Source organism: Parabacteroides vesiculifaciens (assembly GCF_049860805.1).
Taxonomy (GTDB): Bacteria; Bacteroidota; Bacteroidia; order Bacteroidales; family Tannerellaceae; genus Parabacteroides.
In genome coordinates this window covers 2331289-2357386 of sequence record NZ_CP187555.1, presented here as the reverse complement: position 1 = coordinate 2357386, position 26098 = coordinate 2331289, and the positions used below count along the sequence as shown (strand labels likewise).

Here is a 26098-nt window from a genome sequence, read left to right as displayed (position 1 = left end):
AGAATCCATCGAATATAGTTTTACTTTTGTGAAAATTCTCAAGCAAACTTAATTTTTTTAGTACTATGCAGAACAGACGTGACTTTTTAAAGCAAGCTTCGTTAATGCTTGCAGGGGGTATGGTGATGCCTCAGTTGTTATCTTCTTGTGCCGGTAAAGCATCCGCTTCCGAGTCTTCGAAGAACATTGGGCTTCAGCTATATTCTTTAAGAGACCTTGTAAAAGAAGAAGGAATCCAGAAAGTTTTGGAAACAGCTTCCAAGATGGGGTATAAGAATCTTGAAACAGCCGGCTATGATAATGGCAAGGTTTACGGTATGGCCCCCGCCGAATTCAAGAAGATAGTGAACGACTTAGGTATGAAATGCACGAGCGCCCACTTGGGACAAGAGTTTACCAAAGAAAAAGAGGCAGAAGTAATGAGTTGGTGGGATCAGGCTATTGCCGCTCATAACGAATTAGGTGTCAAATATATGGTTCAGCCTTGGATGCCGGTTACTGACAAAACGACTTTGGACGACCTGAAGATGTATTGTGACTATTTCAATACTGTTGGTTACAAAACGGCTGCCGCCAGCATCGCATTCGGTTATCACAACCATGCTTTTGAATTCCGTAAAATCGACGGCCAGTTGATCTATGACTTCCTGCTGGATAATGTAAGTCCGAACCATGTATTCTTCGAAATGGATGTGTATTGGGTACAGGAAGGCGGTGGCGATCCGGTTGCTTACTTGAAGAACCGTCCGAGCCAGTTCAAGGCAGTCCATATCAAAGATGAGAAGGAAATCGGCGCAAGCGGCAAGATGAATTTCAAACCTATCTTTGACCAGATGTATGCAAACAATATCAAAGACTGGTATGTTGAAGTCGAACAATATACCCAGAACGATCCGGTAGCTAGCGTCCAGCAGAGCTATGATTACCTGAATAAGGCAGATTATGTGAAATAAGGAGTTTTTGCGTTATAAAGGTTTGTGAAAAGATGGTGTGTTAACACCATCTTTTTTTATTATCTTTTGTGGCCTTGATCGCAAGCATAATATTCTCCCAATCCTCCGCTAAAGCCGTCATGCCTGGATAAAGCAGGTCGGCGCCGGCATCCAGCAATACCGAGTCGTTCAGCGGTCCGGTATTGACCGCTATAGTGAAAATACCGGCTGCTACTCCTGCTTGTACGCCCATCGGAGCGTTCTCTACGACAATGGCTTCATGGGCCTCGACGCCTGCTTTCTCCAAGCCCATCAGATAGGGTTCGGGATGGGGCTTACCCAGTTTTACGTCAAAGGCCGTCACCATCTTTTCCCGTTTGAAGTAGCCCGGATAGGTATGTTCCAGCTTATTCAGTAGGCTGTGTTGTCCGGAACCGGTTACGACGAGTGTTTGCAAACCGAAGGCTTTCACTGCTTTCAGTACTTCGGCAGCCCCCTGCATGGCTTTTCCGTCATTATATTGATTGAATAAGACCGCTTTTTCTTCGTAGATGGTCTTCTTTTCTTTATCGGTCGCATCGCGTTGGAAAGTCTTTTGATAGAGTTCGTTGATCGTGCTTTCGCCGGTCCGGCCTTCATATAGGTAGAATAGTTCCGGTGTGGAGATCAACTGGTGACGGGTGGCCGTCTCGTACCAGGCACGGGCGTGAAAACGCATGGAATCGTAAAGGACACCATCCATATCGAAAAGTACGGCCTTGGGAGAAAGGGATGTTTGTTGCTCCTTTTGCAGATATCGAGCGATTGCTTCTTGAATCATTTCTTTTTTTACGCTTAAAAAACTTCTGCAAAGTTATTAAAATCTTGTAGAAATTTTTACCTTTGGTACAAGTATCCCGGCGTTCGGGCCATAATAATTACCAATAAAATCAGAAGAGTATGAAAAAGGGTTTATTGTTGTTAGCAGCGGTGTTGTGTGCCCTGAGTTATCAGGCGAAAGCCCAAAATTGGACAGATTTGCAACATGAGGTATCGTTAAGTTATGGTGGCCTGCCGGTTGCAGACTTGATGAGTTATTATGAAGACTATTTTAATCCGGCCTCCTCTACCGGTGCGGATTTGTTTGATGATAAGGGCAAGTTCGGCGCCCTGAACATCAGTTATCTCTTTTATCCGGATGAAAATCTTGGGTTAGGGGTTGTCTATTCGTATACGAACAGCGACAAACGGATTGTCCGCGATACGAAGTTGGTGGGAGATTTCTATAATTCTTTCCATTCCATTTGTCCTTCCCTCAAATATAATTGGTATAACTATAATTTCATCACGCTCTATTCCCGTATAAATGCCGGAGTCGCCATCGCAACTACAAAAGCCACTTATATCAATACCGAATCGCGCCCGGAAGAAAAAACCGCTACGAAGGCTTTCTTTATGTATCAGGTTTCCCCGATAGGAATCGAAGTCGGCCGCCAGATCGCCGGTTTTGTGGAGGTCGGTTTCGGACATATGGGTACGGCGATGGCAGGGTTGCGCTATAGGATGTAAGACTGAGTTTATTTCGCTTATTAATAGATATAATTTAGGCACGGATTACACGGAAAACACGGAAAGAAAAATAACTTAATCCGTGTAGATCCGTGAAATCCGTGCCTAAAACTTGTGTATTTATTAGGGATATTCAGTAAATCCTATAAAATTAGCCAACTAATTCATACTAAAAGTATTGCGAATTAGTTGGCTTTTTTGTATCTTTAGGTATTCCCCCGTAAAATACGGTTTGACGGCCAAAACGGGGGAAATATCCACACTAAGATATGGCGAAGATACAAAATATTTCAGAAATTCACCCTACTTTAGGGTTTACAGAATTCGATATTCTGGAAAAATATCGTAAGAGTTTTCATGCGAGTGAACTTGGCAGTCTTCATTCCGTGTTTCCGTTCGAGAGCATAGCCAAAGAGATAGGCCTTTCACAATCCCGCTTGGGTCGCAGGAACAGTTTCAGTCCTTCCTCGAAGATAGCCCTTATGGTACTGAAGGCTTACACCGGATTCTCTGACAGGTTATTGGTAGAACATCTTAACGGAAACATACACTATCAGTTGTTCTGTGGTATCATGATAGACCCGTCCTGCCCTATAACGAACTACAAGATAATCAGTGCTGTCCGTAATGAGATAGCATCCCGTCTTGACATCGACTCCCTTCAGAAAATCCTTGCCTCACACTGGAAGCCTTATCTTGAGAACCTTCACGTATGCATGACCGATGCCACATGCTATGAAAGTCATATGCGTTTCCCTACGGACATGAAGCTCCTTTGGGAAAGCATCGAATGGCTCTACCGGCATATCCGCATACATTGTGGGCAACTCGGCATAAGGCGTCCCCGTAACAAATATGCGGATGTTGCAGTATCCTATCTATCCTATTGCAAGAAAAGAAAGAGGAAGGCTTCAAGGACAAGGATGCTGAGGCGTCGCATGATCAGACTCCTGGAAAAACTCATCATACAACGGGATGACATTCACAGAGAATACGGCTCTTCACTCACATATACACAGGATTATCAGAAGCGGCTTTCCATCATCAGAAAGGTCCTTGTACAGGAAAAGGAACTCTTTGAAGGCAGGAAGGTCAGTGACCGTATTGTCAGTATTGACCGTCATTACGTACGCCCTATCGTAAGGGGCAAGGAGGTAAAATCTGTAGAGTTCGGCGCAAAGGTTAATAACATACAGATAGACGGGATCTCGTTCATCGAGCACGTCTCTTTCAAGGCATTCAATGAGGGCATACGCTTGAAGGATTGTATCCGTATGCATCAGAAGTTGATGAATGTAAGGGTCAGGTGTGTGGCCGCCGATTCCATATACGCCAATAATGCCAACAGGAAGTTCTGTACAAAATATGGGATATCAACCTCCTTTGTACGCAAGGGAAGGGTCGCGAAGGATGAGCGGGTGAGGAAGGTTCTCAGGAGTGAACTCTCAAGGGAAAGAGCCACCAGGCTTGAAGGCAGTTTCGGTACGCAAAAACAGCATTACTCGCTATCGAAAGTCAAAGCACGGAACAGGAAAACAGAAATCCTGTGGATTTTCTTTGGAATACATACGGCAAACGCCATATTGATGATTGATAAAATCAAAAACAGACAGAAGAGAGCTGCATAGCATAAGTATAAAGAATCTATTAGAAGAAGTCCCAGGCTTCTTCCGGAACATCGTGCCCGAAAGGAGAAGATTTTAGGTCAGAGAGAAAGAATAGATAATAAAAATGGCATATGAGATGATATGAACAAAGCATCTTCATATGCCATTTTATGTTTTTAAAGACATTTACTGAATGTCCCTTATTAATTACAACCGTGCGCGGATCGCTTCGCTTTCCTTTTCGTACCCCGGTTTGTTCAGTAGGGCGAACATGTTCTTTTTGTAGGCTTCTACACCCGGTTGATCGAACGGGTTTACACCTAACATATAACCGCTGATGCCACAAGCTCTTTCGAAGAAGTAGAACAACTGGCCGATGTAGTAAGGGTTTACTTCCGGCATTGTGATCTTCAGGTTCGGAACACCACCGTCTACGTGAGCCAACTGGGTACCCAGTTCTGCCATCTTGTTCACTTCGTCAACACGTTTGCCGGCGAGGAAGTTCAGGCCGTCCAGGTTCGCATCGTCTGTCGGGACAAGCACCTTGTGAGTCGGTTCTTCAACAGATATAACGGTTTCGAAGATCGTACGTTCTCCATCCTGGATCCACTGACCCATAGAATGCAGGTCGGTCGTCAGGTCGACGGAAGCCGGGAAAATACCCTTGCCGTCCTTACCTTCGCTTTCACCGTATAATTGTTTCCACCATTCAGCGATGTAGTGGAGTTTCGGGTGGAAGTTAGCGAGGATTTCAACCTTCTTGCCGCTCTTATATAATTCGTTGCGTGTAGCAGCGTAGATTTCCGCCATGTTTTCAGCAAAAGGAACGCTTACATCTGTTGCTTTTTCCATCGATACGGCTCCGGCAACCAGGTCGCGGATGCTGATACCGGCAACGGCGATAGGCAACAAACCAACCGGAGTCAGTACAGAGAAACGGCCGCCTACATTGTCAGGAATGATAAATGTCTTATAGCCTTCCTGATCAGCCAGCGTACGGAGAGCGCCTCTTTTAGCGTCCGTGATGGCAACGATACGGTGTTTGGCTTCTTCTTTGCCGACGGCATCTTCCAATTGCTTTTTCAGCATACGGAAAGCCAGTGCTGGTTCGGTTGTCGTACCGGATTTGGAGATATTGATCAAGCCGAATTGTTTGCCTTTCAGGATTTCGCAAAGTTCATACAGGTAATCTTCGCCGATATTGTGTCCGGCATATACCAGAATCGGATTTTTACGGTCCGTATGTAACCAGTCGAAGCTATTGTTCAAGGCTTCAACCACTGCTTTTGTCCCCAGATAGCTACCGCCAATACCGATGGCAACAACAACTTCACATTTGGAGCGAAGCACGTTAGCTGTATTTTCGATGTCTGTCAATTCAGCATCTGTAATAGAAGAGGGGAGGTGCAACCAACCTAAAAAGTCGTTACCTGCTCCATTACCATTTTGTAAAGTGGCGTTACATTCGTTAGCCTTTGCCGCCTGAGCGTACACCTGTTCTTTCGTTACAGTACCCAGCGCTTTGTCAATGTTAAGACTGATGTTCTTCATATTTACATTATTATTTAAATGTTTCAGTCAACTGCCGTATCGCGGTAGTCGGCGATTTCTTTTCGTATAGAATACTATATAAAGTATCCAGGATCGGCATGTTTACTTTATATTTTTCATTTATCTCACGGATACATTTAGTCCCGTAATATCCCTCGGCAATCATCTCCATTTCGAGTTGGGCTATTTTCACGGAATAGCCTTTCCCGATCATGGTCCCGAACGTACGGTTTCGGCTGAAGCGGGAATATGCGGTTACCAACAGGTCGCCGAGATATACCGAATCTGTCACATCCCGTTCCAGGCCATGTACGGCATTAAGGAAGTTACGCATCTCTTCGATCGCGTTGCAGATGAAAACCGCCAGAAAGTTGTCTCCGTATTTCATGCCGTGGCAGATACCTGCGACGATGGCATATACGTTTTTCAATACGGAAGCATATTCAATACCTGTAACATCTTTACAGCAGGAGTTGTTCAGGTACTGGTTCTTGAATACGGAAGAGAAAGCTCTTGCGTTCTCGATATTCGGACAAGCCAGCGTGATATAGGACAACCGTTCGAGTGCGATCTCTTCGGCATGGCATGGGCCACCGATAACGGCGATATTGTCTATCGGAACATTGTAGTATTCGGCAAAATAATCGGCTACGAGCATATTTTCGTCCGGCACGATTCCCTTGATGGCCGAAATGATGAATTTATCCTGCATAGAGGTCGTGACCTTCATCAAATGTTGCTTCAGGAAAGGAGACGGAGTGGCGAAAATCAGGGTATCCGAATCTTTGATTACTTCGTTGATATCCGTGTAGAATTTAATTTTGTCGGTATCGAATTTGACGGCGGACAGGTAGCTGGGGTTATGTCCCAATAGCAAAAACTCTTCCACCTGGTCTGGCCGACGCATATACCAGTTAATACTATCTTGTGTAGAAAGTACAATCTTGGCTAAGGCGGTAGCCCAGCTACCGCCTCCCATTATTGCAATTTTTCCGGGCAACTTCATAGTATTATTCTATTATTTGGCTGCGTTGGCAATCCATGCCTCCACTTCTTCGGCGGCGGGGTTTTGCAATTCCAGTTTGTATTTCTTATTCATCTCGCAGAGCTCTTGTCTCAATTTGTTGGGGTTGACATCGGCCAACGTGTCGGTCGTGATATATCCGGCTTTTTGCAAAGCGGGAACCCAAGCTTCGTCGATACCCAATGCGGCGTATTTGTCTGCGGCATCCTTTTTTACGGTTTTTTCCGGACGCATTTGCGGGAAGAGCAATACTTCCTGGATAGTCGTCTGGCCTGTCATCAACATCACCAGGCGGTCGATGCCGATGCCGATACCGGACGTCGGGGGCATACCGAATTGCAAGGAGCGTAAGAAATCCTGGTCGATGAACATCGCTTCGTCGTCTCCCTTTTCGCTCAGGCGCAATTGCTCTTTGAAGCGTTCTTCTTGATCGATCGGATCGTTCAGCTCGCTATAGGCATTTGCCACTTCTTTGCCGTTGACCATCAACTCGAAACGTTCGGTCAATCCAGGTTTGCTCCGGTGCATCTTGGTGAGCGGGCTCATTTCGACCGGATAGTCGATGATGAAAGTTGGCTGGATAAACGTACCTTCGCAAAACTCGCCGAAGATTTCGTCGATCAGTTTTCCTTTACCCATTGTATCATCAATTTCCATGTTCAACTCCTTGCAAATTGCGCGGATCTCATCTTCGCTCTTGCCGTTCAAATCGTAGCCTGTCTTTTCCTGGATGGCATCCAGGATCGGCAAACGGCGGTAGGGAGCTTTGAAACTGATGGTCTTGCCGTCGACTACGCTTTCGCTTGTGCCATTGACGGCAATACAGATACGTTCCAGTAGTTGTTCGGTGAAACTCATCATCCAGTTATAGTCTTTATATTGAACGTAAAGTTCCATACAGGTGAATTCCGGATTGTGCGTACGATCCATACCTTCGTTACGGAAGTTCTTACCGATTTCGTAAACGCCCTCGAAACCACCGACGATCAATCGTTTCAGATACAATTCGGTAGCGATACGCAGATAGAGGCCGATGTCCAGCGAGTTATGATGCGTGATAAACGGACGTGCACTTGCACCTCCGGGGATAGATTGGAGGATCGGAGTTTCTACCTCTGTATACCCGGCTTCGTCTAAAGCGGCGCGCATCGTTTTGATAACAGCTGCGCGTTTCATGAAAATATCTTTTACGCCGTCGTTTACCACCAAGTCGACATAGCGTTGGCGGTAACGCATTTCCGGGTCGTTGAACCCGTCATAAGCTACGCCGTCTTTATATTTGACAACCGGTAGCGGCTTGAGTGATTTGGATAATACGGTCAGTTCCTGTGCATGAACAGAGATCTCGCCCATCTGTGTACGGAACACGAAACCTTTGATTCCGATAATGTCGCCGATATCCAGCAACTTCTTGAAAACGATGTTATACAGATCTTTGTTTTCTTCCGGGCAAATGTCATCACGAGAGATGTAAACCTGTATTCTGCCTTCTGAATCCTGCAATTCCATGAAGGATGCCTTTCCCATGATACGGCGGCTCATGATACGGCCGGCAATACGTACGGGACGGGGCTCTGCATCGTCTTTAAAGTTCTCTTTTATCTCTTTGGAAAATGCGTTCGTTACATACTCAGCTGCGGGATAAGGCTCTATCCCCATCTGGCGTAACTGCTCCATGCTGTTACGTCTTATGATTTCCTGTTCACTCAGTTCTAATAGATTCATTACGCTATTATTTTGTATAATACGGCGCAAAAGTACAAAACTTTTCTTACTTATTGACTAAAAACGTATGCGACTTTACGCTTTATGTTCTTAAAAGGTATTGTTTTGTAATGGAAAAGGCTGGTTACGTATAGCCTCGGGCAGGAAAAAACGGACATCTTTTCCAGCTTCGAATGCTTCACGTATAAAGGTTGAGGATATTTCGATCAGAGGGGCGTCAACCTTTTTTACACGTGGATATAGTGCCGGTATTTCGACATCGAATCCTTTGCGCGGATAAATGAAGATCGGATAATTGAAAATGATGGCCTCGTATTCTAACCACCGGTTGATATATTTCCAATTGTCCGCACCCATAATGAAGTAGAATTCACGATCCGGATAACTCGCTTCCAATGCCCGGAGCGTGTTGATGGTATAAGTGGGTTGAGGCAGGGAAAACTCGAAGTCGCTGGCGTGGAATTTAGGATAGCCGGCAATAGATTTCTTTACCAACTCGTAGCGGAGTCGGTCGTCTATCAATTCTTCCTTCTCTTTTAGCGGGTTGTGTGGGGTGATCAAGAACCATATTTCGTCCAATTCCGTGAATTCACATAGCCAGTTGGCTAATGCCAGGTGGCCGATGTGAACCGGATTGAACGAACCTGAATAAATACCGGTTTTACGTTTGCCTGCCGTATTTTCTTTCAGTCCCGTTTCCACTTGATGATGTTTATGACCTGTGCACCGAATACCAGACCGGTACCGGTTGCAATGATATATTCCTTATAATACAAAGCGGCTATACAAGTGGCAAGAGCGACAAATGCTATACCGATGAATGTATATAGCCACTTCTTGGATAATTTCTTACCGTTCATGCTTTCTCAAGAAATTCTTTTATCACTTTCAATGCTTCTGCTTGTGCCGTTTCCAGTTTGTCGTTCACCACGATAACGTCAAACTTGTCGGCAAAACCCAGTTCGAACGCAGCTTTGGCAATGCGGCTTTCGATTACCTCCGAAGTATCCGTGCCACGTCCTTCCAGGCGTCTGCGCAGGTCTTCGATCGAGGGGGGCTGGATAAAGACCGACAGGGCACGGTCTCCATAAAATTTCTTGATGTTGCAACCGCCTACAACATCGACATCGAATATGACGTTATCGCCGCCTACCAGCCGTCTTTCCACTTCACTTTTCAGTGTACCGTAATATTTATCGGTATAGACCTCTTCGTATTCCAGAAAATCACCTGCCGCGATACGTGTACGGAATTCGTCCGGCGTAAGGAAATAATACTCCACTCCGTCTTTTTCCGTTCCGCGCGGGGCCCGGCTGGTAGCCGAGATGGAGAAATGCAGGTTCAGATTCTGCTTTAGCAGGAAATTGATGATAGTTGATTTGCCCGAACCTGACGGTGCGGAGAATATGATCAGTTTGCCAGCCATATATCGGTTTTATAATACGTTTAATACTTGTTCTTTGATCTGTTCCAGTTCGTCTTTCATCTGGACGACGATCTTTTGCATCTCGGCATGGTTGCTTTTCGAACCGAGGGTGTTGATCTCACGTCCCATTTCCTGGGCGATGAAACCGAGCTTTTTACCTTGTCCGTGTCCGCTTTCCATCGTGCTGATATAGTATTTCAAATGATTGTCCAGGCGGTTCTTCTCTTCGTTTACATCCAACTTTTCGATGTAATAGATCATCTCCTGTTCGAAGCGGTTCTTGTCGTAATCCTGTCCGGCAATCTTTTCGAGGTTGTCCATGATACGGGTTTTGACCTTTTCGATCCGTTCCTTTTCGTAGAGTTCAACTTCTGAAAGCAGGCGGCCTATATTGGCGATTTTCTGCTCAAACAACTTTTGCAACATGGCGCCTTCCTGGATACGGAAATCGCAGAGGTGTTGGATGGCTTCTTTGATTGCGTTCTCAACCACGTTCCATTCCTCTTCGTTCACTTCCTGGGCTTCCGTCTTGATCACGTCCGGCATTCGGAGCAATGTCTGGAACCAGTCGGCGGGAAGTCCGATGTTTAGTTTGTCGGCAATATCTTTGATTTGAGTGTAGTAATTTTCCACCGCAGCCAGGTTGATCTGTGTAGGCGTGTCTTTACCAATATACTCGATGAATATATTAAATTCGACCTTTCCACGTTCAAGCGACTGGAGTAACAAACTTCGTATTTGCATCTCTTTTTCTTTGTAGGCAGAAGGAATACGGGTAGACAAATCCAGTTGCTTGCTGTTCAGAGCCTTTATTTCTACGGTTACTTTTTTAGAAGGGAGTTCGGCTGTAACCTTACCGAATCCTGTCATTGATTGTATCATTGTTCTAAAAATTAGATTGCAAAGATAGTTAATAAAATCAATTTAGATCATGTGATTACAGTTATGTTTTTATACTTTTGTATCCGTAATCAAGATTGGCAATTAATTATGTCCTGTATATTAAATATCGAAACATCGACTTCTGTTTGTTCTGTAGCGTTGTCTACGGACGGTGAAGTCCTTTTTGAGAAGGCCTCATTCGACGGTCCTTCGCATGCCGCCTTGTTAGGCGTATTTGTCGAAGAAGCTCTTTCCGTGCTGAAAGAGAAAGGTGGTAAGCTGGATGCCGTTGCGGTCAGTAGCGGTCCTGGTTCCTATACCGGCTTGCGTATCGGGGTGTCTGTTGCTAAAGGTCTTTGTTTTGGTTTCGGTATTCCTCTGATCGGTATTCATACATTGGATATCATAGCTGCTACTGCCATTAAAGAGAATAAGGCTATTGACGGTTGCCTCTATTGCGCCATGCTGGATGCCCGCCGGATGGAGGTTTATGCCGCTATCTACGATGCATCTTTGAAGCCTGTCCGCGAGACGGCTGCCGATATTGTGGATGCCGGCACATATGCTTCTTACCTGGAAAAAGGCAACGTTTGTTTCGTTGGTAACGGTGCTTCCAAATGCAAACCGGTCATCACTTCTCCGAACGCCATTTTCATCGAAGACATCCATCCCCTCGCCGTAAACATGGTTTCGCTGGCAGAACAAGCCTTTGCCGCCGGCAGGTTCGAAGATACCGCTTACTTCGAACCGTTCTATCTGAAAGAGTTCCAGGCGACGGTTGCGAAGAATAAGGTGTTGGGAAACTAAATTTTTCTAAACTATTTCGCACGGACAAAAGTAAACCCTTGTTAAACCAAACGAGGGTTCGTCTTGTTTTATCTTCAAACTAATTGAAGAATAGACATGAGACGAAAGAAAACGAATGTACTGCTGATCATTGGAGTGGTGATTGCTATTATCCTGTTGATGTTCTGGTTGTTTTTTGGAACGACATTGGAACAGGAGGCAAATCCTGAAACGGATCCGATGACTATAGAACAGAATATCTGATAAGAATAGATATAAAAAAGGCTCCGTATCATTTGATGCGGAGCCTTTTTTATGTAGAATAAATCGATTATCCTAAGAATCCCAACAGGATACCGGCTGCTACGGCAGAACCGATTACACCTGCTACGTTCGGACCCATAGCGTGCATCAACAGGTAGTTGGTCGGATCATATTCCAGACCTACGTTCTGAGAGATACGGGCGGAGTCAGGTACGGCAGACACACCGGAGTTACCGATAAGCGGGTTGATCTTGTTACCTTCTTTCAAGAACAGGTTGAAGAACTTAACGAACAGGATACCTGCGCAAGTAGCAATCACGAATGACAAAGCTCCCAGACCGAAGATCTTGATGGAGTTTAATGTCAGGAACTGAGTAGCCTGAGTGGAAGCACCTACCGTGATACCCAACAGGATCGTGATTGTATCGATCAGCGGACCGCGGGCTGTTTCAGCCAAACGACGCGTTACACCACTTTCTTTCAACAGGTTTCCGAAGAACAGCATACCCAACAGAGGCAGACCGGAAGGAACCAGGAAGCAAGTCAGCAACAGACCTACGATCGGGAAGACGATCTTTTCCGTAGAAGAAACGGCTCTCGGCGGTTTCATACGGATCAGACGTTCTTTCTGAGTAGTCAGCAAACGCATGAACGGCGGCTGGATGATAGGAACCAACGCCATATAAGAGTAGGCCGATACCGCAATAGCACCCATCAGGTTTGGAGCCAGCTTGGAAGAAAGGAAGATAGCCGTCGGGCCGTCAGCACCACCGATGATACCGATAGCACCGGCCTGGTTCGGTTCGAATCCCATCTGAAGAGCGATGATATAAGCACCGAAGATACCGAACTGAGCAGCTGCACCGATCAACATCAACTTAGGGTTGGAGATCAAGGCGGAGAAGTCGGTCATAGCCCCGATACCGAGGAAGATCAACGGCGGATACCATCCGGAGGTTACACCCTGGTAGAGGATGTTCAGTACGGAGCCTTGTTCGTAGATACCGACCTGCAATCCTGCATCTTTGAACGGAATATTACCGATCAGGATACCGAATCCGATAGGGATAAGGAGCATTGGCTCGAATTCATATTTAATAGCCAGGAAGATAAACAACAGACCGATAAGGATCATGATGATGTGACCCGGTGTCGCGTTGTAGACTCCTGTATATGTGAGGAACAACTCAAGGTTTTTTCCCAGGAACTGGAGAAAACTTTCATGAGTCGCACCTACTGCCTGTAATAATACTGATCCTAACATAATATTATCCTATTACGACGAGGTCAGCACCTTCCAGTACGGAATCCCCTTTGTTTACTTTTATTTCAATGATTTTACCGTCACGGTCGGCGTTGATGTTATTTTCCATCTTCATGGCTTCGAGGACAAGCAGATTCTGGCCTCTCTTGACAGCATCACCGACTTTACAGTTAACCTGCAGGATTACACCTGGCAGCGGAGATTTGACAGCGCCTTTGGTTGTCGAGGCTACCGGACGGGAAACAACAGGATCGCCGCTTGCCGTTGTAGGAGCTTGGGCCGGACGTTTCAGTGTAACCATCTGTTTTTTTGCCGGTTTCTCCATTTTTACTTGATAGGGAGTACCGTTTACTTCTACTTCAGCGATATCATCTACTACCGAGTTGATATGTACTTTATATACGTTACCGTTAATAGTATATTTAAAACTTTTCATTCTTGTTTGTTTTTAGAGATAATTACTTTTTGGGAACTTCACGCAGACCGTAAATCTTGGAGCTCCACGGAGAATAAGATCTTTGAACCTTGCGGATCGTAAGAACCGTGTGTTCGATATCGTGGTTATCGTCGCTCATTTCATACAGAGCCGCACCGATAGCCGCAAAGATCTCTCCGGATTCCTGACCTGCATTGTCAGCAACAACGGCTGCCCCGGCAGCTTTCTGTGCATTACGTTTGCTGGCAGCGATAGAGAATTTACCGATTTGTTTAAAGATGATAAACAGCAGGAATAACCCGGAAAATACAACTGCCATAGCAGTCAAGGTCATACCGATACCCCAGGAGTCATTTTCTTTAAAGTTTTCGATTTTCTCGTTAGAGTCCAATGTTACGTTGTTGGTGCTGGGGGTAACTTTTGACAAAATAGTCCATTCTCCTTGTCCGTCAAACGTTCTACCAAAACTGATATCCGCTTTTTGTGAAGCCGGAATAACGATCTCGTCAATCAAAGTTTTACCGTCAGCATCATATAATGCAAGGTAATTTTCTTTTGATGGGTCAAGAGTGAAATTAACATGGAATGTACCGCGATTAGGTTCTCCGTCTGCCCAGAACAAAGTATGCTGGCGAGGAGGGATGACTGTCAGAACATCGCCCTTCGGGATCGGATATTTTTTCGGGTTGTTTTTGTCGTTAGTCAAAAAACAACCGGCGATATTAACCGAACCGGCCGAGCCGTTATACAGCTCGATCCAAGCGTGGCGTTTGCCGTAATCATCAACAAAGTTATCTTCATTGATGACCAGCACTTCATTTATTCGCATGGAGGTAGCGCGCTGTGCTTTTGCCCCGAATGAAACGAGCAAGGCAAACAGCAGCAATACCCCTATTTTCTTATTAATCATATTCATTTCCTGTTTTAAGAATTATAGAGGCAGATTGTCATGTTTCTTAGCAGGATTGCTTAACTTCTTAGTCTGCAACTGTTGTAAAGCACGAATAATACGGAAACGAGTGTTACGCGGTTCGATAACATCGTCGATATAACCATATTGAGCGGCATTGTACGGGTTTGCAAATGCTTTCTTGTATTCGGCTTCTTTCTCGGCAGCGCAAGCTTTCGGATCTTCTGCGGCAGCTACTTCTTTAGCGAAGATAACTTCGACGGCACCGCTCGGTCCCATAACTGCGATTTCGGCAGTCGGCCATGCGTAGTTCATATCACCGCGCAGGTGTTTGGAACTCATCACACAGTAAGCACCACCGTAAGACTTACGCAATGTTACAGTAACTTTAGGCACTGTAGCTTCGCCGTAAGCGTAAAGCAATTTGGCTCCGTGCAGGATAACGCCGTTGTATTCCTGGCCTGTACCCGGCAAGAATCCCGGTACGTCTACCAATGTCACCAAAGGAATGTTGAAAGCATCGCAGAAACGGACGAAACGGCCTGCCTTACGGGAAGCGTTGCTGTCCAGACAGCCTGCCATTACTTTCGGCTGGTTGGCTACGATACCGACAGTCTGTCCGTTGAAACGGGCGAAACCTACGATAATGTTCTTAGCATAGTCGGCATGTACTTCCAAGAATTCACCGTTATCGATGATGGTTCCGATTACGTCGTACATATCGTAAGCCTGGTTAGGATTGTCAGGGATGATGTCGTTCAGGTTATCATCCAGACGGTCGATCGGATCTTTACATTCGATCAACGGAGTTTCTTCCAGGTTGTTCTGCGGCAGGAAGCTGATCAATTTGCGGATCAACTGCAAACCGTCTTCTTCCGTATCGACTGCGAAGTGAGCCACACCGGATTTAGTCGTATGTACGCTTGCGCCACCTAACTGTTCCTGTGTTACGTCTTCACCCGTAACCGTTTTTACTACTTTCGGACCGGTCAGGAACATATAACTTGTTCCGCGGGTCATAATGTTGAAGTCTGTCAGGGCAGGAGAGTAAACCGCACCACCGGCACACGGACCGAAGATACCGGAAATCTGAGGAATAACACCTGAAGCCAGGATATTACGCTGGAAGATTTCTGCATAACCGGCCAAAGCGTTAACGCCTTCCTGGATACGTGCACCACCCGAGTCGTTCAGACCGATAACAGGAGCGCCCATCTTCATAGCCTGATCCATGACCTTACAGATCTTCATGGCCAGTGCTTCAGACAAAGCACCGCCGAATACGGTGAAATCCTGAGCATAAATATATACCAGGCGTCCGTCGATCGTACCGTAACCTGTTACGATACCGTCGCCCAGATACTTAGTTTTTTCAATACCGAAGTTTGTACAACGGTGTTGTACGAACATGTCGAATTCTTCAAAACTTCCTTCATCCAGCAACATGGCAATACGTTCACGTGCGGTGTATTTACCTTTTTTGTGCTGAGATTCAATTCTTTTTTCTCCACCACCTAAACGAGCTGTTTCGCGAAGGGCGATAAGCTCCTTTACTTTTTCAAGTTGGTTACTCATTGTATTTTTGATTTGTTGTTAGAAATGAACGAATGTGTTATTATTTTCCCGGCATGCAAAGTTCAGTCAAAACGCTGCAAGTCGATTTCGGGTGAAGGAATGCAATGTTCAAACCTTCAGCGCCTCCGCGAGGAGCTTTGTCGATCAGCTTGATACCTTTTGATTCGGCTTCGTCCAATGCTGCCTGTACGTCGGGAACAGCAAATGCGATGTGGTGGATACCTTCACCTTTCTTTTCGATAAATTTAGCGATTGTGCTGTCTTCGCTTGTCGGTTCCAGCAGTTCGATCTTTGTCTGGCCGACTTTAAAGAAAGCTGTTTTTACCTTCTGGTCTGCAACTTCTTCGATGTTGTAGCATTTCAATCCTAAAACTTCTTCATAATACGGCAGACAAGCTTCGATGCTCTTCACTGCGATACCCAAATGTTCGATATGTGTAAGTTCCATGTCAATAATAATTTAGTAATTTAATATTGTTTTTTGTTCTATGTGGGCAAAGGTACACTTTTTTATGAATTAGGAAAGAAAAATTGTGATTTATGATTTATGATTTATGATTTATGATCGACATATAAATCATAAATCATAAATTTAGAAGTCAACAATAAGGCGAACATTCAACTGGCGTCCGGTCAGATAATTCGGGATCGCATACTGGTGGTTGTCTATGTTGGTAATCCAATAATAGGAACTTGTATTCTTTATGTCGAACAGGTTGAAAATGTCGAGTCCGAGCCAAATGTTCTTGAGATTGCGGAAGAACCCGCGGTCCATGATCGCATCTGTCCCTCCAGCAAGCTGGTAGGAGAAACCGAGGTCTACACGTTTGTAAGTCGGAGTACGGAAATAACCTTCCTCATAGCCGGTACGCGGGGCGGTGACGGGAAGCCCGCCGGACAATACGCCTTTCAGGTTCAGCTTGACACGTTTGTAGCCGGGAAAATAGTCTTGGAAAAAGAGCGAAACGTTATAACCCTGGCTATTGGGCATCGGTACATACTCGCTGCCCCGGATGCTTTGTTCCGCTTTCATCAGGGAGAAGCTGATCCAGGAGTCCGTACCCGGGACAAACTCGCCGAAGAATTTGACATCGAGGCCCATCGCATGGCCTTGTGCACAGTTCTCGCCATAATACCGGATTTTGACATTATCTACCGTGTAGGGGTTCAGGTTGTCTAACTTCTTATAATACATATCGGCACTGACTTTGAAATTCCGGCCTGATGCCCGGAAGGTATAATCGCCGCCTGCAATGACATGGATGGAGCGCTGCGATTTCAAGTCTTTATTCAGTTGTATGATGCTGTTGCCGTGTTCATCCTGTACGGTCGTGCGCAATTCTTTATAGAAAGGCGACTGGTAATAGAGGCCGGAAGCCAGGCGGAAGGTCAGGTTCTGGTCGAAATTCGGAATGAAACCGAGTGAAGCACGCGGGCTGAATATAAACTCCTTGTTATAGCTCCAGTAACTGCCGCGTACACCTCCGACCAGTGTGAACAGACCTTGTTTGGTACGGAACTTGAATACATCCTGCAAATAACCGGAGATACGCGTACTTTCCAGTTCATTGTCAGAGAACAGGTTTGCGATCACGTTGACATTCCCGCCCCCTTGCGGTAGCGAGTATCCGGCAGAGTCACGCTTTTCCCATTCGCTGATCTTGTCGTTGATCTTTTCCATCTGGACAGTCGCACCCCATTTCAACGTATTGTTTTTCAGGCGGGCTACACCATAGTGCCCGACGTTCATGATGTTGGAGTGCAGGCGGTTGCGGGCGTGTTCGTTGTAGCGGGCTATGGATAAGTTCTGTATCTCGCCCCCGCCACCTTCTTCGGCTGCATCTCCCAGCCAGTAGTCGCCGGCAATATCATAACCCTCCTCTTCCTTGCTGGTGAAGGCGGAGGCCTGCAAACCGAGTTCAGTATTGTCGTTCAGGTTGTGCTTTAAGGTGAGCGCACCGAACAGCGTTTCGAACTTATCCTGTTCCTGGCCGCTCATAAACACCTTGAATTTCTTTGCATTGGTTGCCGTCCCGAAAGAGGTTTCACGGGTATGGGGAATAAATTTGTAATTGTTTATAGCCAGGTTCCCGAGAAAGTTGATCTCCCACTTCGGGGCGAACTTGTATGTCATATAAGTCTGTAGGTCAATAAAATTCGGATCATATTCGGCATCCGTATCGGTCGTTTTCAATAACGAACGTCCTGTTTTGTAGCGGAAACCGGTCACCTGCGTGAACTTGCCGGAAGAACTGCCCACATAAGCGTTGGCTCCCAACAGGCTGGCGGAGGCAGAGCCTTCGAACCCTTTCGGTTTCTTGTAGGTGATATCCAGCACGGAACTCATCTTGTCCCCGTAGCGGGCTTCAAACCCTCCGGCGGAGAAGTTGACGGCTTCCGTCATATCCGGATTGATAAAACTCAACCCTTCCTGCTGTCCGGAACGGATGAGCAGCGGACGGAACACTTCCAGTCCGTTTACATATACGATGTTCTCGTCGTAGCTTCCGCCACGTACGGAGTATTGCGAACTTAATTCATTGTTGGAAGAGACGCCCGCGAAGGTGACGACCAGGCTCTCGATACTTCCTCCGGCAGGGTCGGGAAGCAACTTGACGCGGTCGGCATTCAAGGTCTCAAGGGTCGTTGTTTGTTTACGGATAGCGGTGGCAACGACTTCTCCCAATTCGAGCGATGTATAATTCATCTGTACGTTGAGCCGCATATCTTTGGTTACCTGCGGAATGATCCTTTCAGCCTTGTTATAGCCCAGGCATGAATAGATAAGCGTCACCGAATCGCCGGTTGCAACCGACAGCGAGTAGTGGCCTTTTTCATTACTCATCGTCCCGTTTAACGTATTCTTAACCCGGATATTGACTAAGTCCAGCGGATTACCGTCTGCGTCGCGAATGTAACCGCTGATTTTGGCACGCCCCTGTCCGAAAACAGATATCGAAAATAATATAAATAGTAGCGTAGCTATCGCACGAATCTTCATAATCTATTATAGTTATAGCTTTACTAACGCGAGAAACAAAGATTTATTTTCTCTATGTTGAAAAGGTACAGGAAAATTAAAATGAAAACGAATAGTTTACGCAGATTTCCCTTCCACGTAAAGGGGTACACCAAAATTTGTCAGGAACTAAAGGAGTTCATATTTAGGCAATAATGTACCAATTGGATAATATGCCAATGTACCAATGATCCTTACAGGGTTTAAAGAAGAGAGAGCCTTTTCGAAACCCTCCTGAAATAGAGGCAAAGTCCTGCGCCCTGCCTCTATCCCTGCATACTAAGCAATTAAGACAAAGTTTCGTTTTTCTCTGCCAGCAGTTTGTCGAGGTCGTCGATTTGATGATTAAAAAATTCCACCAGTGCATTTAGCATTTTTCCGTTTTGGGACATAAAGACGGCGCCATCCATCAGTTGGGCAGTAAGTCTGCAGGCTTTATGGCTGCTTACCGTCTCATCCGGCTGCCGCATGTAACAGGCAAAACTTCTAAAAAGGATCGGGATCAAGCGATCCCAGGGCAACCTGAGATATGTCATCAGGCTTTTCATGCACTGCAATTGGTGAAGGAGATAATCTAAATCTTCCTCATCGCTTCGGTTGGCGAACGCTTTCCGGACACGACTGGCTTCTTCCCTGAAAAAGATTTCATGAACAACTTCTTTCGGGAGTGTCGAGGTGTTTGCTGCTTCCATAATATTATAAAGGTAAAAAGTAGGGCGAAAAAAGAACGGTTCCGCCTTTCCCGTTGACTAACACATACCAAGATGCTGGAGGCACATTAGTGCTCCCCACGGGGGTACGGAACCGCCTATGAATATCGTTGCAGGCATAAAAATGCCCGCAACGAATCAGATGCAGGTTCACCACACCTTGGTTATATATGTTAGTCGCTGCAAATATAACTCTTTTCGCCGATAAGCAAATAAAGAAAGGCCGAAAATAGCTCCTCACACTGATTTATCTGCCCGGATAAACTGGCAGAGCCGTCCATCATTAACCGTCCCACCTCTCCTATACTTGGCGAGACTAAGGGTTCACACCTTTGTAATTGAGAGATTATCAGTGTTTTGATGTGAAACCGCTTCTAAAAAGTCATTCGGGGTGGATCGCGGAGACACTTACGCTGTTTTTATAAATAAACCCACAAAAAGAAAGTCCATCGAAACAGATGGGGAAACAAGCCAAAGACATTCCCTATTATTAACGGAAAACCTTACAGAGATTCATCCGAAACGCCGCATCCTTTAATCGGCTCACAGCCGTGATTCGTATGGCTCACAGATGTGGTTCGTACGGCTCACGAGTGTGATTCATACGGCTCACGGCTGTGAGCCGATCAGTTCGTGCTATATCAGGAACTATTTCTTACCGGATTCGGAGATATCGGATGTCATTAGTATCGTGTTTTTACCCATCCTTCACAGGGTTCACTACAAATCACTGATTATCTATTATTTATGCAGATGTGAATCCTGAATAACGATTTGCCGGTATGGAACATGGATGGCTTCGTTATACAATATAATGGTCGTTCCGTAGGGGCAGGGCTCTGCTCTGCCCATTGTTATTTAAATGAATGATGCTGATTTCAATTGGGCGGAGTAGAACCCCGCCCCTACGGTTCCCCTTTATTTACAAATTCCTTCTCTATGTTATATGACGGCAAAGGCGACCCCGTAACCGGACTATTTTTTCGCCCGCGGGCGAAAAATGAATTGCTTGAAACGCGCGTATAAATCATCATTCGGATAATTTTAAAGCAAGAGCATGTGATTTTTGTTCTTTATCTGTTAAATACATATCTTTGTTTTCTCTTTCACAATCAATAAAAGTAAAATATAAATGGAAAGTTTCGCAACATTAATAAAGAGCAGAAGAAGTACCCGTAAGTTTACGGATCAGTTACTGAATCCCGATCAGGTGGAAATGATATTGAAAGCCGCCCTGATGGCGCCGGCTTCCAAACGAAAAAATCCCTGGCAGTTCGTTGTCGTGGAAGATAAGGAGATGCTGGCCAAGTTGTCGGCATGCAAACCGGCGGGAGCCGCTTTCCTGAAAGATTGTGCACTGGCTGTCGTTGTGATGGCGAATGTGATGGAAAGCGATGTTTGGGTGGAAGACGCTTCGATTGCCTCCATCTATATGCAATTGCAGGCCGAAGACCTGGGATTGGGAAGTTGCTGGTGCCAGATCCGCAACCGTCAGACGGAAGACGATGCGGATGCAGCCCAGTATGTGAGGGGGCTGCTCGACGTGCCTTACCAGATGGAAGTCCTGTCCATCATCGGTTTCGGATATAAGGACCAGGAACGTAAGCCGTTCGACGAATCGCACCTGCAATGGGAGAAGATACATCTCGGAACTTTCCGCATGCCGACCGAAAACCAACAGGAGGAAGCATGAAAACCATCTTTTTAGGCTCCGGCAACCTGGCAACGCGCCTGTCGCTCGAAATGCACCGGAAAGGAATGCGGATCGGGCAGGTATATAGCCATACGCCGGAAAATGCGGAACGGCTGGCCGCCCGCTTAGGCTGTCCCTGGACAACCGATCCCGAAGCTGTCGGGACGGATGCCGACCTGTATGTCTTTTCCTTGAAAGACACGGCCCTGGCGGATGTGATCGCCCGTGTCCGGCCGAACAACGGCTTTTGGGTGCATACGGCAGGCAGTATGCCGATGGATGTTTTTAGCGGTCATGCCGCCAATTACGGAGTCCTTTATCCGATGCAGACATTCAGCAAAACGCGCGAAGTGGATTTCAGCGTCATTCCTTTTTTCCTCGAAGCCAATACGCCCGAAAATGCCGGCAAGTTGCAACGGCTGGCGGAGATACTTTCGGGAAATGTCCGCTTCCTGTCGTCCGACAAACGCAAAAGTTTACACCTGGCGGCTGTCTTTGCCTGTAATTTCACCAACCATATCTATGCGTTGGCTGTTAAATTATTGCAGGAGCAGGATATACCGGCCGATGTCCTGCTGCCGCTTATCGACGAAACGGCAGCCAAGATACATACGATGCCTCCGTCCGAGGCACAGACCGGCCCGGCCATCCGGTACGATGAGAATGTGATCAACAAACATCTGGCTATGCTGGACGATCCCGATATGCGGTCGATCTACCGGCTGATCAGCCAGAGCATACATAAGGAGGCACAACATGAGTAGTATCAATTATGATCTGAAAAAGATAAAGGCATTCGTCTTTGATGTAGACGGCGTTTTGTCCTGTGATGTAATCCCTTTGCATCCGAACGGCGATCCTATGCGTACCGTTAATATAAAGGACGGCTATGCCTTGCAGCTCGCCGTCAAGAAAGGCTATCATGTAGCCATCATTACCGGGGGCTATACGGAAGCGGTGCAGATCCGCTTTTCGCGTCTCGGCATTACACATATATATATGAAGAGCGCCGTTAAAGTCCACGATTACCGGGATTTTCTGGAAAAGACCGGTTTGCAGCCCGAAGAGGTCATGTATGCCGGTGACGATATCCCCGACTACGAGGTGATGACAATGGTCGGCCTGCCTGTAGCACCCGCTGATGCGGCTCCTGAGATCAAGCGTATCGCCAAATACATCTCCCACAAGAACGGGGGAGCCGGCGTTGCCCGTGATGTAATCGAACAAACAATGAAAGCCCAGGGCCACTGGATGGGTGACGAGGCTTTCGGTTGGTAGGAATCTGACAGATAAAATAAGACAATGGAAAACATACTCCCTAACCTGAATCGATATAAAATCGTATTAGGCTCCAATTCTCCTCGGCGGCGCGAGTTGTTGGCAGGTCTGGATATCGACTTTGAAGTACAGGTGATCCCCGGTATAGACGAATCTTTTCCCGACACGTTGCCGGCGTTTGATGTGCCGGTTTATATTGCAAGGAAAAAGGCGGAAGCCTATATCCCTTCCATGCCGGCGGACGAGCTGCTGATCACGGCCGATACGATCGTGTGGACTTTTGGTGAAATCCTGGGGAAGCCGAAAGACCGCGAGGATGCGATCGCCATGCTCCGGAAACTCTCCGGCCGTGTCCATGAGGTGATAACCGGCGTTTGTATCACGACAAAGGAGAAAACGATCTCTTTCTCCGCTTCGTCGGCTGTTAGTTTTGCCAGGTTGGATGAAGAGGAGATCGTCTATTATGTCGATAAGTACCGCCCGTTCGACAAAGCCGGCAGTTATGGCATACAGGAATGGATCGGCTATGTGGCGGTCGAGGCCATCAACGGCAGTTTCTATAATGTGATGGGGTTGCCGGTCAGGCTGCTTTACCAGGAACTGAAGAAGTTCTGAAGATTTGACAAAAATCTATGTTTTAAGGTGATTTATTGAAGGTAAGGCGAATAGGAAGTCTGTATTTTTGTGGTATTAACTTTTAAGTATCATGAAAAAGATTTACTATTTGCTTGTATGCCTGTTTTTCCTGCAATCCGCTTTTGCGGCAGGGGAGAGGCAGTCCTTCGATGTCCGTTTGCAGAACGGGCTGAACATGAATGTGGAAGTTTGTACGGATGGAATATTCCGGATTCGGATCACCCCTCGTTCAACCTTTTCTGAGTCGTTGATGCAACGTTACGGGATTATTAAAACGGATTGGGACCCGGTTCCGGTTTCCCCGAAAGACAACAAACAGCAGTTTGAAGTATCGACCGGCGGCTACCGGCTGACAATCGATAAAAAGACCGGGGCTATGTCTGTCTCAGACCGGAAAGGCCGGGTGATTATCGAGAAAGCGGTCTTCCTCACCTCTGCCGATCCGTTGTGCACCAACCTGGGAAAAGTGATCAATGCCAAATACAAGGACATGAAAGTCCCTAACAACGGCACGATCATCGGCGACGATAATAATCCGGGAGCCTCGAAAGATATGGCTGAAACCGGCGATTACGAGCATACCAGCATCCTCTCGATCTCCCTGAAAGACGGCGAACGTTTCTATGGTGGCGGTAGTACCAGCCGCGAACATATCCAGCACCGGGGCGAACTGTTGCGTATGTGGACCACTTACCAGCACACCGAGATCCCGATGCCTTTTATGTTCAGCTCCGAAAACTGGGGGATCTTCAACAATACGACGCGGAAGAACTTCTTCGATATCGGCAGCTACCAACCGGATGTTTTCTCGATTTATAATACGACGGACGAAGCGGATTTCTACCTGATGTTCGGCAATTCGATGCCCGATGTGATCAACGATTATACGGCTATCACCGGCCGGCCTTATTTGTTGCCGAAATATGCGTACGGGTTATGCTTCGGTCCGAATATGTTGGAAGACCAGTTCGACATCCTGAACGACGCCGTGCGTTTCCGTGAGATGGGCGTCCCCTGCGACCTGTTCTGGCTCGAACCGCAATGGATGGAGAAACGCTACGATTTCTCGACCAAGAAGAAATGGAACTATCAGAAGTTCTCGGCGGAAGCCTATTGGGATTCCACCCGCTACCCGAAGAAAGAAAACCACCGCCTGCTTATTGGCCGCTTGCATGGGATGGGCTACCATATGGGGCTTTGGCTCTGTATCGAATACGACCTGAGCGTCCCTGAAGAAGACGCTTTAGCAAGGGTGACGGGGAAACCCCTTTCCGGACAGGAGCATTGGATGGATCACCTGAAAAACTTTGTGGACAATGGCGTGGACGGATTCAAGATGGACCCGGCACGTACGATAGACGAACATCCGGACTTCAAGTATTACAACGGACATACCGATAAGGAAATGCACAACCTGAACCAGATCCTTCTTCCGAAACAGATGTATAAGATGATGCGTGAACACACCGGGCTCCGTTCCTGGCATCATTATACCGCCGGTTGGGCGGGAACGCAGCACTGGAGCGCTTCTACCAGCGGCGACAACGGGGGAGGGCGGACGGCGTTGTTCGACCAGCTGAACTTGGGTATGAGCGGTTTCCTCAACACCTCCTGCGACGTGATGAATGTCAACAAGGACGAGGAGTTGCAGAGCCTTCATTTCGGCCTTTTCCTGCCGTGGGTACAGATCAATAGCTGGTATTCGTTGCATCAGCCGTTCTATTTTCCTGAGAAGGAGAAGAAGATGTACCGGGATTATGTGAAGCTACGTTACGCGTTGATGCCTTATATTTATTCGGCGGCGCTTGAAGGCGCACAGACCGGTATGCCGATCGTACGCTCCATGCCTTTGATGTTCCCGGACGACCGCAAGACGGATGACATGGTCTACCAGTATATGTTCGGCCAGAGCTTCCTGGTCGGCATCTTCAGCGATTCGATCTACCTGCCGGAGGGAAACTGGTTTGACTTCTGGACAGGCGAGAAGTTGGCCGGCGGAAGGGAAATCAAGCATACGATACCCGATAACCGCGCCGGGCTGCTGTTTGTCCGCGAAGGGGCGATCATCCCGTTCCAGAAAGATATGCAATTCATAGGGGAGAAACCGCTGGACACTCTGATGGTGAAAGTATTCCCCAAAGACGTCTCTTCCTATACGATGTATGAAGACGACGGCAAAACATACAATTACGAGAACGGGGCGATTGCCGCAACCCGTTTCGAATGCAGGCAGAGCGGGCGGAAGGTCGAATTTACTATCTTCCCGGTAGAAGGTTCGTATGACGGTATGTGTAAATCGCGGACATACGAACTGGAGATCGATGCTCCGCAACGCCCGTCGGAAGTGCTGGTAAACAATGTCCCGGTAACGGACTGGCAGTACGGCGACGACCACAAAGTGCGCGTCAGCCTGCATCAGGAGAATAACGGGTTGGTGAAAGCCACGCTTCGTTAGTTCAGTTCATCCCGTTCTTCATTATGATAATATTCGATTAGGTATAAGGTTTTGGCTAAAGATGGGCAAATAGGGAGTACAACAGGACGATCCGGATCCCATTCCGGGTCGTCCGTTATCATTTCGGAAAGCGGACCGGCATGCATGAGTATGATCCGTGTCGATGTGATGGCAGTCGCAATAAATGATTTTTCGGCAGGCAGTAATACAAAATACCCTTCGTCCACATCTGTAACCGGCATCTGGTCTCTATTATAGATCACCAGTTTTCCGGAAGAGACAAACAATAAGACATTACCAGTGTTATCCGTATTACATAAAATCTCGCCTGCTTTTCCTATTTTACACTCAAATTGGTTCAGGACGTTTCTTATCAT

At 46.7% G+C, this 26098-nt stretch carries 26 protein-coding genes; 10 read left to right on the top strand and 16 right to left on the bottom strand.

The features are described from left to right. Positions 1-65: 65 nt before the first annotated feature. Positions 66-953: a sugar phosphate isomerase/epimerase family protein gene (locus ACPYIV_RS09610; protein WP_293734022.1), complete on the top strand. Its 888-nt coding sequence runs from the start codon at positions 66-68 to the stop codon at positions 951-953. 40 nt (positions 954-993) lie between these two features. Here the strand turns inward: ACPYIV_RS09610 and ACPYIV_RS09605 are convergent, their stop codons facing one another. Next, entirely contained in the window at positions 994-1752 is a 759-nt protein-coding gene (locus ACPYIV_RS09605) for an HAD-IA family hydrolase (RefSeq protein WP_425886411.1), read from the bottom strand. A gap of 119 nt (positions 1753-1871) precedes the next feature. Here ACPYIV_RS09605 and ACPYIV_RS09600 point away from each other — a divergent pair, with 119 nt between their 5' ends. Both ACPYIV_RS09600 and ACPYIV_RS09595 read left to right on the top strand, forming a co-directional pair. Beyond that, positions 1872-2480 (top strand): hypothetical protein, encoded by a 609-nt coding sequence (locus tag ACPYIV_RS09600; RefSeq protein ID WP_299359797.1) that lies wholly within the window; start codon positions 1872-1874, stop codon positions 2478-2480. A gap of 269 nt (positions 2481-2749) precedes the next feature. Beyond that, positions 2750-4108, top strand: a complete 1359-nt coding sequence (locus tag ACPYIV_RS09595) for a transposase (protein WP_425883030.1) — start codon at positions 2750-2752, stop codon at positions 4106-4108. A gap of 186 nt (positions 4109-4294) precedes the next feature. Here the strand turns inward: ACPYIV_RS09595 and ACPYIV_RS09590 are convergent, their stop codons facing one another. The 7 genes from ACPYIV_RS09590 to ACPYIV_RS09560 form a co-directional block, all read right to left on the bottom strand. Next, positions 4295-5638, bottom strand: coding sequence for a glucose-6-phosphate isomerase (locus ACPYIV_RS09590; protein ID WP_293734025.1), 1344 nt, complete (start codon positions 5636-5638; stop codon positions 4295-4297). A 10-nt stretch (positions 5639-5648) separates the two neighbouring features. Further along, the gene (locus tag ACPYIV_RS09585; protein WP_293734026.1) at positions 5649-6644 is read right to left on the bottom strand and encodes an NAD(P)H-dependent glycerol-3-phosphate dehydrogenase; all 996 of its coding nucleotides are present in this window, start codon (positions 6642-6644) and stop codon (positions 5649-5651) included. Between the two features lie 12 nt (positions 6645-6656). After that, entirely contained in the window at positions 6657-8387 is a 1731-nt protein-coding gene (gene lysS / locus ACPYIV_RS09580; RefSeq protein ID WP_301704634.1) for a lysine--tRNA ligase, read from the bottom strand. 90 nt (positions 8388-8477) lie between these two features. Beyond that, entirely contained in the window at positions 8478-9089 is a 612-nt protein-coding gene (gene nadD, locus ACPYIV_RS09575) for a nicotinate (nicotinamide) nucleotide adenylyltransferase (RefSeq protein WP_425886410.1), read from the bottom strand. Then, complete coding sequence (locus tag ACPYIV_RS09570; RefSeq protein WP_293734029.1) at positions 9074-9247, bottom strand: hypothetical protein; 174 nt, start codon at positions 9245-9247, stop codon at positions 9074-9076. Before ACPYIV_RS09570 ends, nadD begins: the two co-directional genes overlap by 16 nt. After that, the gene (gmk, locus tag ACPYIV_RS09565) at positions 9244-9813 is read right to left on the bottom strand and encodes a guanylate kinase (protein WP_293734030.1); all 570 of its coding nucleotides are present in this window, start codon (positions 9811-9813) and stop codon (positions 9244-9246) included. Before gmk ends, ACPYIV_RS09570 begins: the two co-directional genes overlap by 4 nt. A 9-nt stretch (positions 9814-9822) precedes the next feature. After that, positions 9823-10695 (bottom strand): YicC/YloC family endoribonuclease, encoded by an 873-nt coding sequence (locus ACPYIV_RS09560; RefSeq protein WP_293734031.1) that lies wholly within the window; start codon positions 10693-10695, stop codon positions 9823-9825. A gap of 108 nt (positions 10696-10803) precedes the next feature. Here ACPYIV_RS09560 and tsaB point away from each other — a divergent pair, with 108 nt between their 5' ends. Both tsaB and ACPYIV_RS09550 read left to right on the top strand, forming a co-directional pair. Further along, a complete protein-coding gene (gene tsaB, locus ACPYIV_RS09555; protein WP_425886409.1) occupies positions 10804-11502 on the top strand; it encodes a tRNA (adenosine(37)-N6)-threonylcarbamoyltransferase complex dimerization subunit type 1 TsaB in 699 nt (232 codons plus the stop codon). Positions 11503-11598: 96 nt separating this feature from the next. Continuing rightward, positions 11599-11745 carry a hypothetical protein gene (locus ACPYIV_RS09550; protein WP_293734033.1) on the top strand — a complete coding sequence of 49 codons (147 nt, stop codon included), beginning with the start codon at positions 11599-11601 and terminating at the stop codon, positions 11743-11745. 67 nt (positions 11746-11812) lie between these two features. Here ACPYIV_RS09550 and ACPYIV_RS09545 read toward each other — a convergent pair whose 3' ends face one another. From ACPYIV_RS09545 to ACPYIV_RS09515, 7 genes are all read right to left on the bottom strand, one after another. After that, entirely contained in the window at positions 11813-13009 is a 1197-nt protein-coding gene (locus tag ACPYIV_RS09545) for a sodium ion-translocating decarboxylase subunit beta (RefSeq protein WP_293734034.1), read from the bottom strand. A gap of 4 nt (positions 13010-13013) precedes the next feature. Beyond that, positions 13014-13445 carry a biotin/lipoyl-containing protein gene (locus ACPYIV_RS09540; RefSeq protein WP_293734035.1) on the bottom strand — a complete coding sequence of 144 codons (432 nt, stop codon included), beginning with the start codon at positions 13443-13445 and terminating at the stop codon, positions 13014-13016. Between the two features lie 22 nt (positions 13446-13467). Continuing rightward, entirely contained in the window at positions 13468-14355 is an 888-nt protein-coding gene (locus tag ACPYIV_RS09535) for an OadG family transporter subunit (RefSeq protein ID WP_293740222.1), read from the bottom strand. 21 nt (positions 14356-14376) lie between these two features. Further along, positions 14377-15930: an acyl-CoA carboxylase subunit beta gene (locus ACPYIV_RS09530; protein ID WP_293734037.1), complete on the bottom strand. Its 1554-nt coding sequence runs from the start codon at positions 15928-15930 to the stop codon at positions 14377-14379. A 40-nt stretch (positions 15931-15970) separates the two neighbouring features. Next, complete coding sequence (gene mce, locus ACPYIV_RS09525; protein WP_005640217.1) at positions 15971-16378, bottom strand: methylmalonyl-CoA epimerase; 408 nt, start codon at positions 16376-16378, stop codon at positions 15971-15973. A gap of 144 nt (positions 16379-16522) precedes the next feature. Next, entirely contained in the window at positions 16523-18931 is a 2409-nt protein-coding gene (locus ACPYIV_RS09520; protein WP_425886408.1) for a TonB-dependent receptor, read from the bottom strand. 305 nt (positions 18932-19236) lie between these two features. Beyond that, positions 19237-19641 carry a hypothetical protein gene (locus ACPYIV_RS09515; RefSeq protein ID WP_293734039.1) on the bottom strand — a complete coding sequence of 135 codons (405 nt, stop codon included), beginning with the start codon at positions 19639-19641 and terminating at the stop codon, positions 19237-19239. A gap of 1150 nt (positions 19642-20791) precedes the next feature. Here ACPYIV_RS09515 and ACPYIV_RS09510 point away from each other — a divergent pair. From ACPYIV_RS09510 to ACPYIV_RS09490, 5 genes are all read left to right on the top strand, one after another. Then, positions 20792-21352: a nitroreductase family protein gene (locus ACPYIV_RS09510; RefSeq protein ID WP_293734524.1), complete on the top strand. Its 561-nt coding sequence runs from the start codon at positions 20792-20794 to the stop codon at positions 21350-21352. After that, complete coding sequence (locus ACPYIV_RS09505; RefSeq protein WP_425886407.1) at positions 21349-22116, top strand: Rossmann-like and DUF2520 domain-containing protein; 768 nt, start codon at positions 21349-21351, stop codon at positions 22114-22116. Before ACPYIV_RS09510 ends, ACPYIV_RS09505 begins: the two co-directional genes overlap by 4 nt. Continuing rightward, a complete protein-coding gene (locus ACPYIV_RS09500) occupies positions 22109-22630 on the top strand; it encodes a KdsC family phosphatase (RefSeq protein WP_293734522.1) in 522 nt (173 codons plus the stop codon). Before ACPYIV_RS09505 ends, ACPYIV_RS09500 begins: the two co-directional genes overlap by 8 nt. A 24-nt stretch (positions 22631-22654) precedes the next feature. Further along, positions 22655-23245, top strand: a complete 591-nt coding sequence (locus ACPYIV_RS09495) for a Maf-like protein (protein WP_293734521.1) — start codon at positions 22655-22657, stop codon at positions 23243-23245. Positions 23246-23336: 91 nt separating this feature from the next. Beyond that, on the top strand, positions 23337-25721 hold the full coding sequence (locus tag ACPYIV_RS09490) for a TIM-barrel domain-containing protein (protein ID WP_425886406.1): 2385 nt from the start codon (positions 23337-23339) through the stop codon (positions 25719-25721). Here ACPYIV_RS09490 and ACPYIV_RS09485 read toward each other — a convergent pair. Next, positions 25718-26098: a hypothetical protein gene (locus ACPYIV_RS09485; RefSeq protein WP_293734519.1), complete on the bottom strand. Its 381-nt coding sequence runs from the start codon at positions 26096-26098 to the stop codon at positions 25718-25720. The genes ACPYIV_RS09490 and ACPYIV_RS09485 overlap by 4 nt on opposite strands.

Coding starts and splice junctions, on each gene's coding strand:
- ACPYIV_RS09550 (WP_293734033.1), top strand. CDS start 11,599: ATGAGACGAAAGAAAACGAATGTACTGCTGATCATTGGAGTGGTGATT.
- ACPYIV_RS09495 (WP_293734521.1), top strand. CDS start 22,655: ATGGAAAACATACTCCCTAACCTGAATCGATATAAAATCGTATTAGGC.
- ACPYIV_RS09485 (WP_293734519.1), bottom strand. CDS start 26,098: ATGATAAGAAACGTCCTGAACCAATTTGAGTGTAAAATAGGAAAAGCA.
- ACPYIV_RS09505 (WP_425886407.1), top strand. CDS start 21,349: ATGAAAACCATCTTTTTAGGCTCCGGCAACCTGGCAACGCGCCTGTCG.
- tsaB (WP_425886409.1), top strand. CDS start 10,804: ATGTCCTGTATATTAAATATCGAAACATCGACTTCTGTTTGTTCTGTA.
- gmk (WP_293734030.1), bottom strand. CDS start 9,813: ATGGCTGGCAAACTGATCATATTCTCCGCACCGTCAGGTTCGGGCAAA.
- mce (WP_005640217.1), bottom strand. CDS start 16,378: ATGGAACTTACACATATCGAACATTTGGGTATCGCAGTGAAGAGCATC.
- ACPYIV_RS09540 (WP_293734035.1), bottom strand. CDS start 13,445: ATGAAAAGTTTTAAATATACTATTAACGGTAACGTATATAAAGTACAT.
- ACPYIV_RS09570 (WP_293734029.1), bottom strand. CDS start 9,247: ATGAACGGTAAGAAATTATCCAAGAAGTGGCTATATACATTCATCGGT.
- ACPYIV_RS09510 (WP_293734524.1), top strand. CDS start 20,792: ATGGAAAGTTTCGCAACATTAATAAAGAGCAGAAGAAGTACCCGTAAG.
- ACPYIV_RS09585 (WP_293734026.1), bottom strand. CDS start 6,644: ATGAAGTTGCCCGGAAAAATTGCAATAATGGGAGGCGGTAGCTGGGCT.
- ACPYIV_RS09605 (WP_425886411.1), bottom strand. CDS start 1,752: ATGATTCAAGAAGCAATCGCTCGATATCTGCAAAAGGAGCAACAAACA.
- ACPYIV_RS09500 (WP_293734522.1), top strand. CDS start 22,109: ATGAGTAGTATCAATTATGATCTGAAAAAGATAAAGGCATTCGTCTTT.
- lysS (WP_301704634.1), bottom strand. CDS start 8,387: ATGAATCTATTAGAACTGAGTGAACAGGAAATCATAAGACGTAACAGC.
- ACPYIV_RS09535 (WP_293740222.1), bottom strand. CDS start 14,355: ATGATTAATAAGAAAATAGGGGTATTGCTGCTGTTTGCCTTGCTCGTT.
- ACPYIV_RS09545 (WP_293734034.1), bottom strand. CDS start 13,009: ATGTTAGGATCAGTATTATTACAGGCAGTAGGTGCGACTCATGAAAGT.
- ACPYIV_RS09600 (WP_299359797.1), top strand. CDS start 1,872: ATGAAAAAGGGTTTATTGTTGTTAGCAGCGGTGTTGTGTGCCCTGAGT.
- ACPYIV_RS09530 (WP_293734037.1), bottom strand. CDS start 15,930: ATGAGTAACCAACTTGAAAAAGTAAAGGAGCTTATCGCCCTTCGCGAA.
- ACPYIV_RS09490 (WP_425886406.1), top strand. CDS start 23,337: ATGAAAAAGATTTACTATTTGCTTGTATGCCTGTTTTTCCTGCAATCC.
- ACPYIV_RS09590 (WP_293734025.1), bottom strand. CDS start 5,638: ATGAAGAACATCAGTCTTAACATTGACAAAGCGCTGGGTACTGTAACG.
- ACPYIV_RS09595 (WP_425883030.1), top strand. CDS start 2,750: ATGGCGAAGATACAAAATATTTCAGAAATTCACCCTACTTTAGGGTTT.
- ACPYIV_RS09560 (WP_293734031.1), bottom strand. CDS start 10,695: ATGATACAATCAATGACAGGATTCGGTAAGGTTACAGCCGAACTCCCT.
- ACPYIV_RS09515 (WP_293734039.1), bottom strand. CDS start 19,641: ATGGAAGCAGCAAACACCTCGACACTCCCGAAAGAAGTTGTTCATGAA.
- ACPYIV_RS09520 (WP_425886408.1), bottom strand. CDS start 18,931: ATGAAGATTCGTGCGATAGCTACGCTACTATTTATATTATTTTCGATA.
- ACPYIV_RS09610 (WP_293734022.1), top strand. CDS start 66: ATGCAGAACAGACGTGACTTTTTAAAGCAAGCTTCGTTAATGCTTGCA.